This window comes from Paenibacillus jepli, from assembly GCF_047238105.1.
GTDB lineage: Bacteria > Bacillota > Bacilli > Paenibacillales > Paenibacillaceae > Paenibacillus_D.
The window spans coordinates 5,222,773-5,242,654 of record NZ_JBDFMD010000001.1 but is presented as its reverse complement, the minus strand read 5'-3'; the positions used below and the strand labels follow the sequence as shown (position 1 = coordinate 5,242,654).

The window sequence follows — 19,882 nt, the reverse complement described above, 5'->3', positions numbered from 1 at the left end:
CACACAGCCTACAAAGTGTTGCCTTCCCCCGCGGCTGCTCCGGCCACCTTGAACCGCGATAGCTCGTCGTACAACTGCTGGGCCAGCGCACTCTGCGATTCCGCGGAGGCTTTCACTTGTTCCATCGACGCCAGCTGCTGCTCGGAGGAAGCCGCCAGATTGACCGTCTCGCGGGAGGTCGAGCGCGTATGCTCCATGCTGTCGGCAAACGTGGCGGCCACCTGCTCGGTGCCGGCAGACAGCTGCTCTGCAGCCGAGGACACCTCCTGGATCTGTCCGGACACCAGTCGGATCGCTTGGCGGATGGTGCCAATCGCATCGTCGGCAGCGTCGATGGAGACCAGGCCGCGTTGTGTCTCGTCCGAGGTAGAAGCGATGGACGTGCGTGCTTCCTGCGCCAACGCCTGAACCTCTGTCACGATCGTGCGGATGGATTGTACGGAATCCCTCGTCTGCTCCGCAAGCTTGGCAACCTCGGAGGCGACTACGCCAAAGCCTCTTCCGTGCTCGCCGGCTCTCGCCGCTTCGATATTCGCATTAAGCGACAGCAGCTGCGTCTGGGCGGAGATCTCCATGATGACTGCGCCGATCTCGCCGATCTGCTGCGAGCGCTCACCCAATGTCTGGATCGTCTCCGTGGAGGACGCCACCGAGTCCCGGATGCGCTGCATCTGCGATACCGCCTCCTCCAGCTTCGCCACCCCGGCATCCGCTCCGTGTACCGCTTCACCCGATGCTTCCGATACGCCCGACGCCGCCTCCGCAATCCGATTGATCGCCAGTGCCATCTCCTGAAGTGCCGATGCATTTTCTTCCGCTGTCTGGAGTTGGGTGTCCGCGCCTTCCGCGATCTCCCCGACGGAGGTCGCCATATGCCGCATCACCTGGGAGGAATCCGCAGACACTGCCGACAGCTGTTGAGCCGAAGCCGCCAGTTGCTCCGAGATCTCCTGGTTGCGGAGCAAGAGCGTATTGAGTGAGCGGGACATCGCGTTGAACGAATCGCCGATCAGCGACAGCTCGTCTCTGGTCGGCAGCGTCACCTTATTGCTCAGATCCCCCGCTGCCATACGCTCCGCCCCCTGCTTGAGTTGACGAATGGAGGACATTGTATTGCGATAAAAGCCTGCGTAGAGCAGGGTAACGAGCAGCAAGGCTGCCATCACGATCACCACCAGCAGATTCCGCTCGGAGAGGAGACTCGCATGCCACTCGTTCATCAAACGGTACAGCTCTGCTGAGACGTTGTCATACAGATCGCCCGCTACCCGGATGACCGCAGTGCCCTCGTCAAAAAAGGCAATGGGATCCAGAGCCAGGTTGTCCGCCTCGATCACTTGCGAATTCAACCTGTCAGCATAGAGACGAATCGACTGCACCATGTCCGCTCCCTCCATAGCCACCGCGGATTCCAGAGAGGTATTGAAACCGAGGACGGCAGCGATTGCCTTCTCTGACGCGCCGAGTTGATCGGTCATGGTATTCTCCGCCAGCATCAATCCGATGCGCTCACTCTCCGTCAGTGCCTGACGCGCCAGGATGCCGTTGGTTGTGCCCCGCGTGTGGGCGACCACCTCGATCAGCGCCGGCAGCCGATTCACCATCAGATCCATCAGGTAATAGGAGTCGAGCCTTCCATTCAAGGTCAGTCCCGACTGGTCGGCTGCCTGTGTCATCTGGGCGATGATCGCTTGTACGAGCGCCGAGTGACGCTCGAAGCTCTCCGTCGCAGATAGCGTCTCCAGTCCGTCCTGCAGCGCCGCCCACTCCGCCTTGACCCCCGCCCACTGACTCCCGGTGCCGAGCGCTTGTCCGTGGACGGCCTCTAATGCATCTACTTGCTCGATCACCTTACGGATCGCTTCGGACCGCTCCTCCAGACGGGCACCCGACTGCGCATCCCCATTCAGATAACCGTTTGCCAGTCCGCGATGCTGCTGTACCTCCAGCATTAGCGGCATCAGCGACTCGATGTAGACGACGCCTTGCCGTTCCGCATCGATGACGCGGATTTCATCCTGTAGATTGACAAGCCATAGCCCGACCAGCATCACGAGCGGCACGGCCAGCGCCAGACCGATCACCAGGAACTTCTGTCCATACTTCAGACGAGACATCACAAATGCCGCCGGTGCTGTCATCTTTAATAATACTTTCACTCCATCCACCCTTTATCTCTAGTCTGATAGGCATCCAACCAATGCCTTACCTCTATTAATATCGAATGCAGGCCGCCAAAAGTGAATGCGCGATACAGGCGCTCCACCAAACCAAGCACAAAAACACCTCTGAGATACCCGTCGACGGGTATCTTAGAGGTGTCACTTGGTCATGCCGGCTCGTTCTGCGGCTGAGGCTGTTGCAGCAGCTGCTTCATATCATGTCCGGACGGGTTCTGGAATACCCGCAGTCCGAACTCCGGCGCGATCGCCAGGAGATGGTCGAAAATATCCGCTTGTGCGCTTTCATAAGCAACCCAGCGGATATCGTTGGTGAAGGCGTAGATCTCCATCGGCAAGCCCGACTCTTCCGGCTGGAGCTGCCGGACGATGCAGAGCATATCCTGATGAATCATCGGGTGGTGCTTCAGATATTGCTGGATGTAGGTGCGGAACAACCCGACATTGGTGAGTGCTCTGCCATTGACCCGGCTGGTGCGGTCGATGGCATGTGTCTGGTGATATGTCTCGATCTCTGCTTCCTTCATCGCGATATGGTCACGCAAATACTGGATCTTGCGCAGCCTCTCCAGCAGCTCCGGATCGCATATGACGATGCTGTTCATATCCAGATAGATCGATCGCTTGATCCGCCTGCCGCCCGAGCTCTGCATGCCGCGCCAGTTTTTGAAGGAGTCCGAGATGAGGGCGTATGTGGGGATCGTCGTAATCGTCATATCCCAATTCTGGACCTTCACCGTATTGAGCGAGATATCGAGGACGTCGCCGTCCGCGCCATACTTCGGCATCTCGATCCAGTCCCCTACCCGCACCATGTCGTTGGAAGTCAACTGCACGCCGGCCACCAAGCCAAGAATGGAGTCCTTGAAGATCAGCATGATGACCGCCGATAGTGCGCCGACGCCGCTGAGCAGAATAAGCGGACTCTGTCCGATCAGGCTAGAGATGAGCAGGATGCCGCCAACAATAAATATGAAGATCTTCACAACCTGCAAATAGCCCCGGATCGGCCTTTGCTTGGAAATCTCAAATGTTACATAGATATCATTGATCGCATTCAAAAACGCGCTCAGCACCATCAAAGCGACGATGATCAGGTAGAAAGCGACGCCCTTCACGATGGCGGTCTGATAGGAAGGAAACATCGGTGCGCTAAAATAAATAATGAGGGCCGGGGCGATGTGGGAAAGCTTATGGAACACCTTGCGGTCCAGCATGTAGTTATCCCATTGATACCGATTGTTGTGGACATAAAAGGTTATGATCCTTAAAACAACCTTTTTGGCGAGGTAGTTGGCCAGGATGCTCAAAAGCGAGATCGCTGCGATCAATACGGCATGAGTCAGATAGATCGCTGTATAACTCTCCACTCCCATTCCCTCAAACCAGTCTTGAATGTACTTCAACTCCGTGTGCTCCTCCTGTTCTACAACATCTTCATATACAACAGCTTGCCTTCCCCGGGGTAATAGTAGTCGGGCAGGTGGCAGATAAAGGTAAAGCCATTGCGCTCAAACAGCTTTCTTGCCGCTTCGTACGGCTCCAGATCGCAGGTGAATGTCTCAATGTAACGCCCGCCGGAGCTGACGCAGAAGCGGGTCATCGCTTCGATCATCGCCCAACCGAGCTTGCGGTGGCGGTAACTGCGATGTACCCCAAAGTAGTCCAGCCGATACCCCCCGCTCCGATGCTCGTTTTCCACGAAGATGATGGCGGCGATCACCTCGCCGTTCTCCTGCTCGTACCAGCAATTCACGTGCGGCTGGCCGATGCTGTGCAAAGGAAGCGCCCGGAGCTGTTCCTCCTCCCCGGGAGTAAAACGCTGATCGTCAAAGCAGTCCGGCCCGAGCAAAAATGCCGACACCGCTGCCGCCTCCTTCTTCGTCTCCACCATGCGCAGCGCAGACTGCCTTTCAAGCGCCTGATCCATGATCTGGTGCCTCCCTTACCTTTTTGAACAACGCCTACATCACTTTCATCGAATGATTCCAGTCATTCGCCGCGCCTTCCTGGTATAACCGGTCGCTCTCAAAGAAATACAGCTTGGCCGCCAGGTCGTAGCGGTTGCGCCGCACCACCTCTACGAAGCCTTCGCGCGCATCGTAGAACTTGCCGCTGCGGAACCACTGGATCGACTTCTCGAACTGCTGCTTCGTCTCGTGCTTCAGCCGCTTCAGCGATTCGGGATCTGCTTCATACAAGTCATACAGCTCGACACTCTCCTGCCGCCCGTTCATCTCCAGGGCGCCCAGCTTGCGGCTGGCGCCGACAAAGCCCCGCCGGATCGAGTTCATCGCTTCCTGGGTCAGCAGGATATTGCTGCCCAGCTTCTCCGCCGTCTTCTCCAGCTCCAGCGCCAGCGCCACATGACTGGATACGACACTGCTCTCGATCCGCTGCTCCTCCCCGATGATCCCGAGCATCACATCGCCGTAATGCAGCGAGATGTTGATCTCGATCGGCTCATAACCGACTCCCGTGCGCTGCGAATTGTAGTGATCCAAGGTACGGCGGATCTGGACAGCAGCCCTCACGGCCGCACTCGCGTCATCGGGAAACATCGTCAGCATGCCCGGTCCCTGATAGCGGCTGATAAAGCCTCCGTTCTCCCGGATGATCGGTCCGAACCGCTTCAGGAAGGAGTTGATGAAACCGAAGGTCTCTTCCGTCGACAGCTTCGCCGAGAAGGCGTCGAAGCCGCGCATGTTGCAGATCAGGATGGCCATCTTCTTGTTCTGCTGTTCACCCAGATGGATCTGGGTCATATTGGTCTTGCCCAACACCTTGAGGAACTGCTCGGGCACAAACCGGAAATAGGAATTACTGAGCTTGGTCACTTCGCCAAGGTATTGATTGATGGAGCTTGCCATCATATTGAACCGCTCGCCAAGCTCGCCTACCTCGTCGCTTGTGCGAATATCCACCTTGACATCCCACTCGCCGCTGGCGATGAGATTGACATTGCGGCGGAGCTTGCGGATGGAGGACAGCAGATAGATCGAGATGAGCGTGACCACGATCAGCAAGGCAATGCAGACGATGACGAAGATAGTCAGCACATCCGAGAAGATGCTGCGGTTGTTCTGGTAGACGAAAGCCATATCCTTGCCTGTCTCGTAGATGCCGATAATCTCTCCCGAGGCATTGTACAGCGGTCCAAGCGCGTACATCCACTCGCCCCCCGCATCTGCCCATGTCCCGGCTACCGTCTCGCCCTGCTCCAGGACGAGCAGGTTCTCTTCGCTCAGCGGGAACGGCTGGAACATCGTGAGGCTGTTGTCGTCGTCCATGATCAGATAAAGACCGCCATCCATATAGCGGTAGACGGTGTTGTACAAGCCATCCCGGTCTCCGCCGGTCTGGGAGAACATCTCGCCCAGCCGCGTCTTGATCGCCGCATAATCCTCGCTGCCGTAGTCGCGGGGCGAGTTCAGCTGATCCAGATGCTCCGTGCCGACGAGGTATTTGCCGTTGCCCGCCAGCAGCTGGAGCTGGCGGAAGGTATCTTCCTTCATCTCGCCGGAAAACGACTGGTACACCGAGTAGAACAGGGCCAGCATCGACAGCAGCACCATCGGCACGAAGACCGCCAGCAGCTTGAGCAGCAGGGATACCTTGCGTCTAAGCACATGGATGTAACCGAAGCGCAGCAGCGCAAACGCAAGTCCTGCGAGAACCAGCATCAGTCCCCAATACGCGACCCGCAGCGCGATCGAGCCCCAGCGATAGCTATAGCCGCTCTGCATGCCGGCAATCGCGCCGTCGCTGCCTACCAGCAGCAGCCGATCCGCGGCAACGACCGTCAGTCCATCCCCGTTATAGGCTAGGCTGGTGAACTCCTCCCACTCTGTACCGCTGTCATAGGCCGCCAGCTCGCTGATCGGCAGCCAGGTCCGCGTAATCCCCGAAGGGAGCTCGGTCTGCATGACGGCCTGCTCGTGATGATCGATATAATAGACGCTGTCCTGACCGTCACTGACGATGCTGACTGGGAAGTTAAGCACCGGTTCCTCAGAGGCGGGATAGATCAGACGTTCTTCTCCCGCCTCGCTCACGAAGAGCAAGCCGCGCTTGGTCGTATAGAGCAGCCGCTCCGGATCAATAGCCGTCAACTCGTTCAGGTAGCGATTCTCCGAGGCCACGGAGACACTCCTGTCCAGGGTCGGCTCTTGCAGTCCAGCTGCCGCCAAGGGGAAGTCCATCAGTTGGGCGGACTCGGACTCCTTCTTCAGCACGTAGAGCCGGTCCTCCCACACCGTGAGCGACTGCAGCTTGCCTACACGGAACAGGTTCTCCTCAGGCGTATAGTTAACCGCATACAGGATTGAGGAGTCTCTGCCATCCGGACCGATCCTCGCGATACGCTCGCCCAGCACCCGCAGACCGTAGGCGTCAAGATCGGTGACCAGCGCATAGGCGTACCCGTCACGGTCCACCGTTAAGCTGTCAAACAACTGCACGGTATCCGGCCGCGCAAACGCTGCAGCTGCGAATTCGTATTCCAGCTTGCCCGTGCCGCTCACCTTGCGAATCGTCGTCTTCGAGTCCGCGATCGTATAATGCGCGCCTCGCTCATCTGTAAATACGCGCGAGATATTCGTATAATCCTGCGACATGACGAACGGGCTCAAGGATCGGTAATCCTGCAGTCCGACGAGCATGAATGCAACAACGGCTGTTGTTGCCAACAACAACAATAATTTGGATTTCAAGGGAACTCTCCTCGTCGATCAAATGGCTACTTCTATTTTACAACAAACTTTGATAGATGGGACCTTTATCCTAAAATATATTTGTCTTATTTTGGCGATATATTTATTGAAGGATGCTGTCATACATAGTAGAATGAATGCAAAACTTGTGGAGCTGATACCTATGGGACAACTGGTATGCAACGGGGCGAATCTGCAATGCAGCTTCGGCGCCGCCCCCGGCATGCTCATCGTCCTGCCCGCCAACCGCACGATGGCCGGCAGTCCCGCCGCCAACATCATGGACAACAAGCCGATGGTTAATATTATGCCATTCGGAATGTGCAATTCCATGGCCAATCCGACCGTGGCTTCCGCGACCGCTGCCGCCTTCGGTGCGCTCACGCCTATGCCTTGCGTCCCTGTTACAGCAGCCCCTTGGGCACCGGGAAGCCCTACAGTTTTAATCGGCAATATGCCCGCCTTAAATAATACCTCCAAGTGCATGTGCAATTGGGGCGGTATCATCCAAGTCGTCAGTCCCGGCCAGATGACCGTGCAAGTACCGTAACGAGACGACCCATTCGCCCCTAAGGAGACGAGTTCTTTGATCGAGAAAATCATAAACCCCATCATCGCCCCGCTAAAGCGCAAAGTCCTCATGCCGCTCAAGCGGGCCAAAAACTGGCCGAAGCTGCTCGCCAAGTGGATCCGGCGCAAGATCAAGGACATCCTCGGTCAGAAAGAAATTACAAAGGCCAGCTATGTCCCCATCGGCAATTATTACATCTCCAAAAAACTGATCGTCATCGTCATACTGGTGGTACTGATCCTGTATTTCTTCTTGTTCATCAAACCGCCCAAATTCGTCAACAAATGGTTTAACCGGACGCCTTCCATTACAGCTGCCAGCAATGCGCCCGCCCCGAACTATAGCGGCGTGGCCAAGGTGTATAACGAGGACAAGCAGCTCATCTACCAGGGCAATCTCAAAAACGGTCTCTATGACGGCGAAGGCAAGCTGTTCGGCAACGATGGCCAACTGCTCTATCAAGGCATGTTTGCCGCAGGCAAATATGAGGGAGAAGGCAAGCTCTGGTCTACCGTTGCAGACGGGGAACCTCCGCTTCTCTACGAAGGGCGGTTCGCCGGCGGACAGTACGAGGGGGCCGGCAAGCTGTATCGTCCAGATGGCAGCGTAGCCGAAGAAGGCACCTTCGCGGCCGGTCAGCTGGTCCAGGGCAGCCGCTATGATGAGGCTGGACAACTGCTCTATGCTGGAGCACTGACCGGAGGCGCTTATAACGGTCAGGGTCTGCTGTATTATCCAAGCGGCACCGTACGCCATCAAGGGGAATTCAAGGCCGGATTGCCCGGCGGCGCCGGCCGCAGCTATACCGAGGACGGACGGCTCGTGTATGAGGGGGATTTTGAGAACGGCCAATATGCCGGCTCAGGCACCCTGTACAATGAACGCGAAGAGCAGATCTATACAGGAGCTTTTATGGCCGGCAATTATTACGGGGCCGGCAAAACATTCTATGCGGGCGGTATCGTACAATATGAGGGCCAGTTTGTGAACGGCAAGCTGACCGGTGAAGGCACGGAGTACTATGAGAACGGCACCGTCAGTTACACCGGCGGGTTCCTGTCCGGTCAATATCATGGGACCGGCACCTTCTATGACGAAGCCGGCAACACAGTCTATGCCGGCGGCATCCAGCAGGGGCGTTACCACGGCGAGGGTGAGCTGTACAACCCCGAAGGGCTGTTGGAATACAAGGGCATGTTCAAGCATGGCTACTTGAATGGGGTGGCTACCTGGTTAAAAGACGGCATCACCTTGCTGTACAAGGGAGAATTCCAATCAGGTTACCTGGCGCCGCAGGCTTACCTCAACCAGTCGCTGGCCCAGATCGAGCAATTATTGGACAAACCTTCGAGTACAGAGAGTGTCTATGAAGAACTGCCGGAGCCGGAAGCGCCGCCGCTGCCTCCTCTGGTGGACCCGGAAGACGCGGCGGACGGCGGAGAGAGTCCGGAAGGCGAGACCGGAGCGCCGCTGCCTGTGCTGCCCCCGGCTCCGCCGCCCGCTGAGCCGGAACCGGAGCTGCTGATGGTGACATGGAAGTATCCGGCGCTCGCGATGAGCTTCACCGCCGAGCCCGAGTCGCCGGAAGCGGATGATGTCGTGATCCGTCAGGTCGCCTGGACACCCGGCCCGCTGCTCGATCAGCTGTATGTGCATCTGGAAGAGCTCGCCGGTCAGGCCGAATCTCCGGTCACCCGCAGCGGCCCCCGCTCCCTGCGTGTCTATGTGTGGGACGGCGCCCAGTTCACGATTGCGCTTGACCGCGAGGACAAGCCACAGTCCGGGACGTTGATCCCTGCGCCTTGATGGCAGAGCTAGAGGCAGCTGTTGCTGCCGTTAGGGGAACACCCGGGGCGCCTGATGCGATGGCCTAGGAGCGATACGCGTCCGTTGCTGCGGCCCTTGGCGCCGATTCGCGGCCTCTAACGAAAGTTTCTTTCGTTGCTGCGGCCCAAAGCGCTGATTCGCTGCCTCTAACGAAAGTTTCTTTCGTTGCTGCAGCCCGAGACGCTGAATCGCTGCCTCTTACGAAAGTTCTTTCGTTGCTGCAGCCCAGAGCGCCGATTCGCTGCCTCTTACGAAAGTTTCTTTCGTTGCTGCGGCCCAGAGCGCCGATTCGCTGCCTCTAACGAAAGTTTCTTTCGTTGCTGCGGCCCAAAGCGCCGATTCGCGGCCTCTAACGAAAGTTTCTTTCGTTGCTGCGGCCCAAAGCGCTGATTCGCTGCCTCTAACGAAAGTTTCTTTCGTTGCTGCAGCCCGAGACGCTGAATCGCTGCCTCTTACGAAAGTTCTTTCGTTGCTGCAGCCCAGAGCGCCGATTCGCTGCCTCTTACGAAAGTTTCTTTCGTTGCTGCGGCCCAGAGCGCCGATTCGCTGCCTCTAACGAAAGTTTCTTTCGTTGCTGCGGCCCAAAGCGCTGATTCGCTGCCTCTAACGAAAGTTTCTTTCGTTGCTGCGGCCCAGGGCGCCGATTCGCTGCGTCTAACGAAAGTTTCTTTCGTTGCTGCGGCCATACGAGCTTGTTTGAACAAACCTGCTCACGCAGGATGGCACTGGGATACGGACACAATAGGGTCTATTTTACACAAAAACCAGCCAGGAACAGGCCCTGCGGACACACGATCCGTTATGTGTTGGTTTTATGCCCGTTAGCCTCCGGTTACAGACCGATAACGGATCCTCTGTCCGCAAGCAGCTCTAAAAACACGCCCATGCTCGAAATAGGGGATACTGTGTCCGCTCGTGAGCGAGCACTACCTCCAGCGATCTTCTTCCCTACTCCGCCCTCCTACGGATCCACATGTTAAAGTGTTGCATCATTTCCTAAGCAACGAGAAAGAGCCTCCGTACCCACCCTAGTGGTTTCGGAGGTTCTTTCTCGTTTTCGTACCAACCGTTCACTCAGACCTTGCATGAGTTGTGGTTGCTGAGAACTACTCTTGGTGCTGGAGGTGTCATTTTGGCGCTTCGAGCGGCCCGCGCCGACGGGCTCGGAGCTGCAGGCGCCATTTTGGCGCCTGCTGCGGCACTCACTTCGCCGTTTTTAACCTTTCGGCTCTCCATTCAGTGCACACCCGGCTGCGGGACCGATCCAACTGCCGGTTGGCAGTTCCGTCACCCTTTTTTGCCCTCGACAGCGGCGGCAGCTTGCTTGGCGACTTCGAGGAGCTCGTCCTCGCCCTGCTCCCGGCTCTCCCCTGCGGCGTGCGCCGGCTGCTTGATCGCCCACCAGCGGATGCGGAGCTTGGTGCGCTCGGTCTTCTCATGCAAGCGCACGCCGATGCGGAAGCTCCCTCTCTTGGGATACATGACGAAGCCCAGCGCATGCTTGGGATAGTTGCCGTCGTATTCGCTGCCCGCGAACATCTCCTGCGGGCCGTAATAGACGGCATTGCTCCGGTTCCACATCGTCGGCAGATGGATATCCAGCTCCTCCTGCTCGTCGGAGACCCCTGCTTGTACGAACACAACGCCCGCCCCCAGCCCGTGTTCGATCTCTTCGGAGAAGAAATTCCGGCGGCGGCGCTGATACCATTTCTTCTTCTCCTCAGGGATGATCGAGATCTCGACGATACCACTGCGGATTATCTCCTCGGGTGCTTCTGGCTCCTCTGGCTGCAACCTAGCGAATTCTTCCTTGATATCGGGGAATACCGGCAACGGCGCCGGCTCGCTGGCCTCGCGTCCTGGGCGCTCAATGAGGGTTGCCGTCTGCGGCTCAGCGGCGCCGGAGCCGGCAAGCAATTTGTAGAGCATCGTCGGGTTGATGACATACTCCTGAAACGGCAGCTGCTCCACACTCTCGATGACATAGGTTGCGCCCATCTGCAGCAGGTTGATCTTGGCCAGGTACACGCAAGGTTCGGCCGGAGCCTCAATCGCGCGATCGAGCGAGCGGCTGTAGTAGGCGCGCAGGATCCGTTCCGCGACGGGCTCCTCGCTGCATTCGATATGTTGGCGGATATGCGAGAGATCATAGATCATCCGGTCGCCGATCACCAGCCTGACCGAGCCGGACTCGGCTTCCAGCAGCAGTCCCTCACCCTCGCCCTCCTCCGAAGCACGCAGTCGGAACCGGCGCACATAACTCGAGCTGCCGCCGTCCGTCGGCTCCGAGAACGAGATCTTGCCCTCCGGCAGTTCCTCCGCCGGCTCGATGCCCCGCCAGAGAGGCTCGTACTCAAATTCGATATGCGACGTCTGCAGCGTCCGCTCCACCGTCAGCTTCAGCTCAAACAGCTGACCGGGCAACACATAGCGCGGCACCGTCTGCAGGATCCGTACCTGACCGTCGTCATACCAGATTGAGGTATCCTCCACGAGATGATCGTACTCCAGACTCGATGGGGCAGGCGGGGTCTCCCGCACGAACAGGCGGAACGTCTCCAGGATCCGGTTATGCTCGCTGACCTCCTCCTTGCGCCCTGTGGCCCCGGCGACCGTATGGACCGGCTCCTTGCCTTTCTCGTCATAAGCGATGCACAGGTAGACGTTCTTGGCATAGTCGTTGTTCTTGAACCCGTCCATATTGGCCAGCTTGAGCGTAAGCGGCGATGGCACGACGATCTCTCGGCCGAGCTGATCGAGCGCGGCGCCTGTCTCAATGGAGAGCGACTTGTCGTCTACCGCAACCACCTGCAGTCCGGCGATCACGCCGCTGCCGAATAGCAGCCGGTTCGACAGCCGCTTTTTGTCAGTTACATAAGTTTGCTCGGACATGAAATCCCGTACGGTCAGCAGCTTGCCGTAGAAATAGCGATTGCGTTCAAAGGGAATATACCTTGATCTATTCATCGTAGGACCTCTCTCTCCTCATTATTCCAATCATAAAAAGTCGGTTTTCAGCACCGAGAAGGTTGAAGGCAGGAGGAAATGAGGAGCGGTCCACGTTTTCGTAGAAAACGACTTCGGAAGCACAGCTACGTGAGCACCTATGCGGAACCTTACGAAGCTAGTTTCCTGCGGAAACTCTCATCCGACTGCATTCAAGATTCGATGTCGAATCCACTTCTATGCATAACTTCGTGATCAAAAGCGGCCTATTCCAGGCGTGAATCGAGCTCTAGTCGGGTGTGCTGATCCATGCGGTTATCATGTCCGGTATCAATCGTAATCGTATGATGCGGCATCGATTTCTGTCCATCCAGCGTTAGCAGCGTCGGCTCGGAGAGCACTGTATTCATTCCCAGATAAGAGTGCAGGTCCATGTACACCCACGGCTGCAGGATGACCAGCTTGCCGGTGGCGAACACCGGCTTGAATGCGTCGATCAGCTGCTGGATCGCAGCTCGCTTCACGTCGGTCTCGACGTGCTCGACTTTCACCAATACATTGAACGTATGCGGGTCTGCCGCATATAGATGGTCGCTCACCTCGCCGAGCTCCGGATTCTCCTTCAGCGGCCGCACCTGCTCGTATTCCAGGATAATCGGCTTCTCCCCCGTGAAGATCGTCAGCAGCAGCTCCATCGCATAGCGTGTGCCCCGCATGCTGTACAGCGTCGGCGCGTGCACCAGCAGCTGCCGCAGTTGATCCTCCGTCCAGAAATCCTCCGCTTCGATGCCGATCCAGCCGAGCAGCCACTTCAAGCTCGCTCCGCCAGTATGCGCCGGCTCCAGCGACCTCGGCATGTCGGCGATCTTGCCATCCATCTCCTCAAGCATCGTCTGGAACAAGCTGAGATAGCGGGAGAGAAAGTCCCCTGATGAGGCTTGATGGTCATAGATCGCCGGCAAGTAGCGCAGATATGACTCCCGCGGGAAATGCACCTTCAGACTGCGGATGGAAGGAGCATGATGCTCGGAGCCGACCAGTTCGAGATAGACCCATAGATAACGGCCCTTGGCGCCGAAGAGAAGCGCATCCTCGGCATCGCGCAGCGGTTTGGACCACAGTCCGGACAGCGCCGCGAATTTCTCGCTCGGACTGAGACTCTCATCGGCGAGATAATCGTCCAGGCGGACCCGGTTCAGGCCGATGATCAGCTCCTCTTGGTCGGAAGCATAGTAACGGATATTATACTGCGTATCCCCTACTGCCATGGCATCCACCTGGATTTTGTGCCATTCCGTCTCCATCTGGCCGCTGTCCAGCGCCTTGCTGATCCAGACGCCGATCCGCCGGCCAAACTCGCGCCAGCTCGCGGTCTCGGAGACCGGCTGCATACTGTACAGATAACGCTCCTGCGGATCCCACAGCTCGATCCCGTGCCGCGAAGTCATGAGCTTCGCCCCTTTGCCGTTGCCGAGTACGGCACGTTCCAGCGGCTCCCCTGTCAGACCGAAGCGCTGGAGCCGGTGTCCGCCCTCCATGCTCCGCATCAGCGCCCAGAAGCCGTCCGGCCCGCCGTCGCACACGGACAACAGCTCTCCGCTGGGGGCCAGCGGTTCCTCCCCGGTCATGACCGCCAAGCCTTGCTCCAGGTCAATCGCGACCACGCGTGAGGTCACCCGGTCGAGCAGCCAGCAGCGCTGGCCGGGTCCCATCGACAGCTCGAAGCGCTCCTGGAAGATATCTGCAATATAGATCTGGTTGTCGATTGGCAGCTCGATCATGCCCTGCTCCCGTCCCGTTGAGCCGATCTGCAGCAGCTGGAGGCTGGCTGCCGAAGCGACGGAGGCCAGCAGCCAGAGGCTGTTGTCATCCGCAGCGGCCATAGTGATGCCGAGAAACGGCTCCTCTCCCCAGCTGTCCCGCACCCACTTGATCTGCGAGCTGTCGGCAGACATCGCCTGCAGCATGGAGGTTTCCCCCTGCTGGAGTACGACGATCATATCCTCGGTCACCGCCATCCGCGCCCAGCTGTCCCACTGCGCGCCATTCCATGTCGTGAGCGCCTCCGCATGATTGCTGCTCAGGTCGGCCCGCCAGAAGATGCCTTTCTCATCAAGCATATACCACCGGCCGTTGCGGTCAACCACCGTATCCATGATCGGAGAGCTGAGCTGCGGCGGATTGAAGTGCCGCCTGGCCAACTGCCGGTACACCTTCTCGCGGCGGATCGACATGCCTTCCGTACGGCGTTCCAGATGGAAGGAAGTCCCCCTGTCCCAGTCAGTCGGCTGGCGAAACGAAAAAAATTGTGCGCCTGTCACTAGCTCCCCTCCTATCCCCCGGTAGTAATAAAGTCGATATCATGCTCGCCCGAGATGACCAGGCCGTTAGGCGGAATACGAATATCGCCGCCTTCGTCGGTGTGTACATTCCGTCCCTCTGCCATCAGCCACAGATCCTGGATATAATGAACGCCCGGCACCTGATGGATGATGTCGTACACATCGCTTTTGTAGATCGGATGACCGAACGTCCAGCCGCTCGCCTGCGTATCCCCGTAAGGCTGCAGCCAGCGAGTGAGCGCCTCGATCGCAGCTAGATCCCGTCCTTGATAACGCAGGTCGACGACGATCGTAGCCCGGACGCTGACTTTGACATACTCCGGCGGGATGATGTGAAATTCAGTCGTCAGGAGACGGTAAGGCTCCAGATGCCGGTCGATCGTCTCGATGACCCCCTCGCTCGGCATGGGCAGCGCCTTCTTGCTGTACGGCACCACGACGATCGAGATCTTCCCTACCGCGCGTTCTTCGGGATAACGCGTCAGTTTGGGGTAATAACCCGGGATCGTCTTGACCTTGGCTAGACGCAGCCCGGGAATCTCGCGCACCCGCGCCTCAAGATCCTCGGCGGTGATGCCGCACTTGGGCTGCAGGACGCCGAGCCTTGTCCGCAGCAACGCTTCTTTCATCGATTCGGCTTCGGCGCCTCCGTAGGCGGAGTACAGATTGGTGACGTGCAGCGTCTGGGTCCCGTAATCGAGCTTCTGAACGATATTCTCCTTCACATTGCCGCCTTCACCGATCCCGGTGCGGCAGCCGATCACCCGAATGTTGGGCAGGGCTGCGGCTGGCGGCACCATGCCGTGCTCGCCGTCTGCAAACACCAATACGCCCTCCTGCAGATCGATGGTATAATGGCGGCTGTCCGGACCGGATTCGTCGAAGTCATGCTTGCGCTCCCAATCCGCCCAGATCATCTCGCCCTCGCCTTCCTTCCAGAAGCCAATCTGCAGCAGCATCCGGTCTGCCATCACATCATCGACCGGCAGCGGCAGCCGCTGGCCTGAGATGCCCGTGCCGCTGCCCAGCAGCCAGTGATCCAAGAACGCCTCCTGCACCGCAATCAGACGAAGGCGCGCTGTCTCCGGCTTCATCAGCCCGGGGTCGATCCGCAGCAGCGCCCGGTTGCTCCGCTGGACCAGCTCATAGGGACCTGGTGCGATATCCCGCCATTCGTCGCCCTCAGCCAGCTGCAGGATCAAGCGGCCGTGCCGGAACAGCGCATGGGAGAGCGGTACCGCAAGCTTGCCGCTCTCCTCCTCTTCTTCAAAGTCGGCCGATTCAAAAGTCTGGGCGTAACTCAGCGTCTCTCCCTGCTCCGCGAAGACTTCATTCCAGATCAGACGGCGGATCCGTGGCGGGTCATGATACTCGCCGCCTGTCAATTCTACGCGCAGCTTCGTCGCCCGGCCTCCGGTCTGCGGGAGCTGGAACAGGATCGGCCCGCTCTGGTGGAAGCTGTAGGATTCATCCCGCTCCAGAGGGAGCGGCTCCCAGCTGCCGCTGCCGTCGTCCTGCTCCAGCCAATAGCTCCATACCGTCGTGCTGGTGGGGACAAAGTGCGGATAACGCGCCGGGATCCGTACGTCCGGCTCCTGGTCGTTCAGCTCGAACCACAGGGACAGCGGAGTCTCCAGCGGCAGCGGTTCGCCGAAGGCGACCGTCATGCTCGCACCGAGCTCCCCCTGTTCGCCGAACGGGTAGAAGGGGGCGCTGCCGAGCTCCAGGTCGTCGGTGACCGCAAGCTCGCCTTCCGACGTATGAATGTAGACCTGCTTCAGCATATCCGGAAGCACCGTCACCGGACGGATCGTCTCAAACGCCAGCTCGCCCACTCGCAATAAAGTGCCGGTCGGCAGCAGGAGAGGCTCGGCTGCATTGGAGAAGCTGAGCGATGTCATAGACGGCTGGCGATCCCGCGGATACTCGCCCAGCAGCTTCAGGAACTTGCGCTCATGACCTGTCGTGAGACGGTCCAGCCGGAACTGCTGCATCTCGATATGCCAGGCCAGCATCTCCAGCAGGGTAATTCCGGGATCATGCGCGTTCTCATCCGTCCAGTCCGCCAGAATGCCCGGGATCAGATCGCGGGCTTCCCGGACCAACTCCTCGAAGCTGCGGTCATCCAGATTGGGTAGTGGCAGCATACGTGCGCCCCCTTTTCTATCTTACTTTTTCACTTCGACATTGATACGGTGTTCGCCGGTTACGACTACGCCATGCACTACTTCAGACAGCCGGTCGGGACTCATCTCAACCGCATCGCCATTCTCCACCTTGATCGCTTCGATCAACAATTGGGGAATATGAATGACAGGCCCGATCGACTTCAGCAGCGCATAGAACATGGACTGATGGACGATCTGGCCGATATTCCAGCCGGCCCCGTCGCTGCCGCCGCCGATCGGATCCAGGAACAAGCGGAGCTTGCGCATAATCTCCCGCTCCGTCGGCACGATATCCTCCATGCTCCGCACCCAGACGGTCGCTTTGACTCCGATATGCAGCAGAGCCGGCTCCATCACCTGCACCCCGCCCGGGAAAGCGATCGTCGATGCCGCCTTCTCCAGCAGATAACGCTCGATATGGCGTTTGAGCTCCTGGAAATGGGCGCCGTCGCCAATGCCCGACTTCGGCAGGACAACGATGGACACCGCGCCGGGTGACTTCTCCATCCGCACGTTGCGACCGGGCAGACATTTCACCTTGGCCACATTGGGATGCGCTTCGCGCGTCAGCCATTCAAAATCGGCGGCGGTAACCGCACGGTTGCGATGGGTGAACAGCTTGGGTCCCCGGATCGCCGCCTCTTCCAGCGTGCCCGCGTCGCAGCCGCCGGCTGCCGGATAAGGATTGACTACCCGGTCGACGAAAGCAATCGCGCTCTGCAGGGAGGTGATGGTGCCGGCGGGAACATTGCCCTGCTGACCGCCGCCTGTCGTGTAAGTGACACGCACGGCGTCCTCGCTCGTCCGCCGATTGATCTGATGCCGGCGGCTATCCGCAATCATCCGCAATCTCCCCGACGCCCGGTCGATCATATAATGCCTGTCGCCCTGACGCGAACCCAGAAACTGCGGCACATCCTCATAACGAATCCACACCTTGAGCAGCTCCCCGGCCGAATCCCGCACGGTCTGGACCGCATCCGGCCGCTCCAGGGAGAGCCGCTGCAGCTCGTCGAGCGTGATCGTATCCGTCTCATCGACCCACACCTCGATCGTCAACACCGGTGTCTCGGACAGCTGGTAATACTCGCTGATCTCGTCATCCAGCGTATCGTAATGCTCGATGCGCTCAGGAAACTCGTCGCGCAGCTTCTTCTGCTGGATGACCAGCGTCGTGTTGAGCGCGGCATCAAGAATCCGGGGCAGTCTCCGGCCATCGGATTCGCGATCATATCGGGCATCCAGATTAAGGACGCGGATCCAGCAGCGCTGTCTGCCAAAGCGGGTGTCAACGGCAAAGTCGCGCGGGCCCGCAAATTGGATATAGCCGCTGCGCGTAAGTCCGTTGGTATCATCGGCGACGACCAGCGGCGACCAGACAGTGGAGCTGCCGACGCTGCGCAGGTACTCCCACTCCATGAACGGCACGTCCTCAGGCGTTACATGCCGCTGCTTGAGCAGCAGATACAATTGGATCGGTCCGCGCTCCGGCGGACTGTCAAAGCCGAGCCAGACGGCGGGATGTCTGCCTTCGAGCGCCACAAACGGGCGGAACACATCACTGCCCGTCTGCACCTCCGCCGTGCGGTCGGCAACCTCAAGATTGTTGACGGCAATCAGCGTCTGCGGCGCGTGCGTCGGACGGTCATAGCCGTAGCGGATACGCAGATCCGACAACACCGGAGTATAGTAGATAGCATTGGGGGAATAGGCATTATGAATATGGACAATTCGAGCCCGGATCCAGAAGTTCTCCTCGGCATTGACCACGATCGGCTCGAGGTCAGCCGGGCAGCGGAATGTCACCGACCGTTCCTCTTCCCCTTCCCATGGCTCGCTGAACAGATGCCGGGCTCTGTCCTCGACGGGAAGGATGACCCAGGCGTAGCCGTTCCAATATTCCCACGCTACGCTAGTAATCGTCACCGGGTCCGGCTCGTCGACCTTGTCGACCTCCTGACGCTTCATGACCATCTTCCAGTTGATCTGCGGCGGCCGGTCAGGCAGCAGTCGGGTAGGGGAGAAGCCGAGTCGAAACGAGAGCGTGATGGAAGCGCCGCGCTTGGAGAACGGCTCCTGGCCGGCGATATAGAACAGACCGAAGGGGGCAAAGTAGGTGCCGAACGGCTGGCAGCCGTGCATGGCGTCGATCTGGATATCATTGAAATAAAGACGGTTCGGCGCAATGCCTGCCTCATCGCTTGCCGCAGCGTAATGACTGCTCAGCAGCATGCCGTTAAACTGAATCCGGCCGAGCGCGGGCGCACCGTCGCGTTCATGGAGCGATAAGGCCCGGCAGCGGATCCAGCGTCCGCTTACGGCGTTGTGTTCCGATTCCAGCAGCCGTCCGTGGTAGAACTTGATCAAGCGGACCGTCGCCTCATGCCTGTATACGCGGTCAAAGGCAGCCCAGCCTTGATCGCTCAGGTACTCCCAGACCACCTTGGAGGTATCGGCGAGCATCTCCACCGCTTCGGTTACGGCTGCGGCGTTTTGCGAATTCTGAAACCGGATCTCAATATAGGCCGGGTGCTCCAGCCAGAACAGGAAGTCATGACGGATGTACATCACATGCTCCTGCTCGTTAAGGCCTTCGCTGCCGAACAGCGCCGTGCCTTGGCCACTGGCGGGCAGACCGCTCAGATCCCCCTCGGCAGCCAGACGTACGATCCGGTCGCTGCGCGGACTGACCGCCACCATATCGAGCAGTCTGGCCGTCGTCAGCAGCAGCGTCTGAGCCGTCTCGAATACGACCGGCTCCGGTTCGCCTGGCAGTTGGGCGGCCAGCTGCGTCCCCCGCTCCACCACCACCGACTCCCTCGTCCCCTCCGTCAGATAGAAAGTCACCTGGGCGAGCGCCGGTCTGGCAGGCGCCAGCTCCACATGGAATTGGTTCAGAAAAGCGAGGAAGCTTTTGAACGGCACCTGGTTCAGGCGACGGATATTGCCCTCGAGCAAATGTGTGAACATCAGCGCAAGCGCGGTGCCGGGATCTGGATCCTCCGGACTGAACCGCCACTCGGGCGCGTAGAAGGGCGCCATCTTTTTCAGTTGTTCTATCAGCAATGCTTGATTGCGCGTATCGATAACCGGGGAAGGTTGGTCAAGCGCCCCTCCCAATCGTTGATCCTTCATG

General features: G+C 58.8%; 10 protein-coding genes. 2 read left to right on the top strand and 8 right to left on the bottom strand.

Features of this window, described 5'->3' with window-relative positions:
• Positions 1-8: 8 nt before the first annotated feature.
• The 4 genes from ABC336_RS22365 to ABC336_RS22350 form a co-directional block, all read right to left on the bottom strand.
• Complete coding sequence (locus ABC336_RS22365; protein ID WP_413240746.1) at positions 9-2,159, bottom strand: methyl-accepting chemotaxis protein; 2,151 nt, start codon at positions 2,157-2,159, stop codon at positions 9-11.
• Positions 2,160-2,329: 170 nt separating this feature from the next.
• Positions 2,330-3,586 carry a mechanosensitive ion channel family protein gene (locus ABC336_RS22360; RefSeq protein WP_413240745.1) on the bottom strand — a complete coding sequence of 419 codons (1,257 nt, stop codon included), beginning with the start codon at positions 3,584-3,586 and terminating at the stop codon, positions 2,330-2,332.
• A 20-nt stretch (positions 3,587-3,606) separates the two neighbouring features.
• The gene (locus ABC336_RS22355) at positions 3,607-4,110 is read right to left on the bottom strand and encodes a GNAT family N-acetyltransferase (protein ID WP_413240744.1); all 504 of its coding nucleotides are present in this window, start codon (positions 4,108-4,110) and stop codon (positions 3,607-3,609) included.
• Between the two features lie 34 nt (positions 4,111-4,144).
• Positions 4,145-6,892 carry a HAMP domain-containing protein gene (locus ABC336_RS22350; protein WP_413240743.1) on the bottom strand — a complete coding sequence of 916 codons (2,748 nt, stop codon included), beginning with the start codon at positions 6,890-6,892 and terminating at the stop codon, positions 4,145-4,147.
• A 163-nt stretch (positions 6,893-7,055) separates the two neighbouring features.
• On the opposite strand from ABC336_RS22350, the gene ABC336_RS22345 reads away from it, so the two are divergent.
• Positions 7,056-7,442: a DUF4280 domain-containing protein gene (locus ABC336_RS22345; protein ID WP_413240742.1), complete on the top strand. Its 387-nt coding sequence runs from the start codon at positions 7,056-7,058 to the stop codon at positions 7,440-7,442.
• Positions 7,443-7,478: 36 nt separating this feature from the next.
• Positions 7,479-9,269: an MORN repeat-containing protein gene (locus ABC336_RS22340; RefSeq protein ID WP_413240741.1), complete on the top strand. Its 1,791-nt coding sequence runs from the start codon at positions 7,479-7,481 to the stop codon at positions 9,267-9,269.
• Between the two features lie 1,308 nt (positions 9,270-10,577).
• On the opposite strand, the gene ABC336_RS22335 is transcribed toward ABC336_RS22340, so the two are convergent.
• The 4 genes from ABC336_RS22335 to ABC336_RS22320 all read right to left on the bottom strand — a co-directional run bounded on the left by ABC336_RS22335 (position 10,578) and on the right by ABC336_RS22320 (position 19,881).
• Positions 10,578-12,257: a hypothetical protein gene (locus ABC336_RS22335; protein WP_413240740.1), complete on the bottom strand. Its 1,680-nt coding sequence runs from the start codon at positions 12,255-12,257 to the stop codon at positions 10,578-10,580.
• 245 nt (positions 12,258-12,502) lie between these two features.
• A complete protein-coding gene (locus tag ABC336_RS22330) occupies positions 12,503-14,557 on the bottom strand; it encodes a phage tail protein (protein WP_413240739.1) in 2,055 nt (684 codons plus the stop codon).
• An 11-nt stretch (positions 14,558-14,568) separates the two neighbouring features.
• Positions 14,569-16,725 carry a putative baseplate assembly protein gene (locus ABC336_RS22325; RefSeq protein WP_413240738.1) on the bottom strand — a complete coding sequence of 719 codons (2,157 nt, stop codon included), beginning with the start codon at positions 16,723-16,725 and terminating at the stop codon, positions 14,569-14,571.
• A gap of 21 nt (positions 16,726-16,746) precedes the next feature.
• Positions 16,747-19,881 (bottom strand): baseplate J/gp47 family protein, encoded by a 3,135-nt coding sequence (locus tag ABC336_RS22320; RefSeq protein ID WP_413240737.1) that lies wholly within the window; start codon positions 19,879-19,881, stop codon positions 16,747-16,749.
• Position 19,882 lies beyond the last annotated feature (1 nt).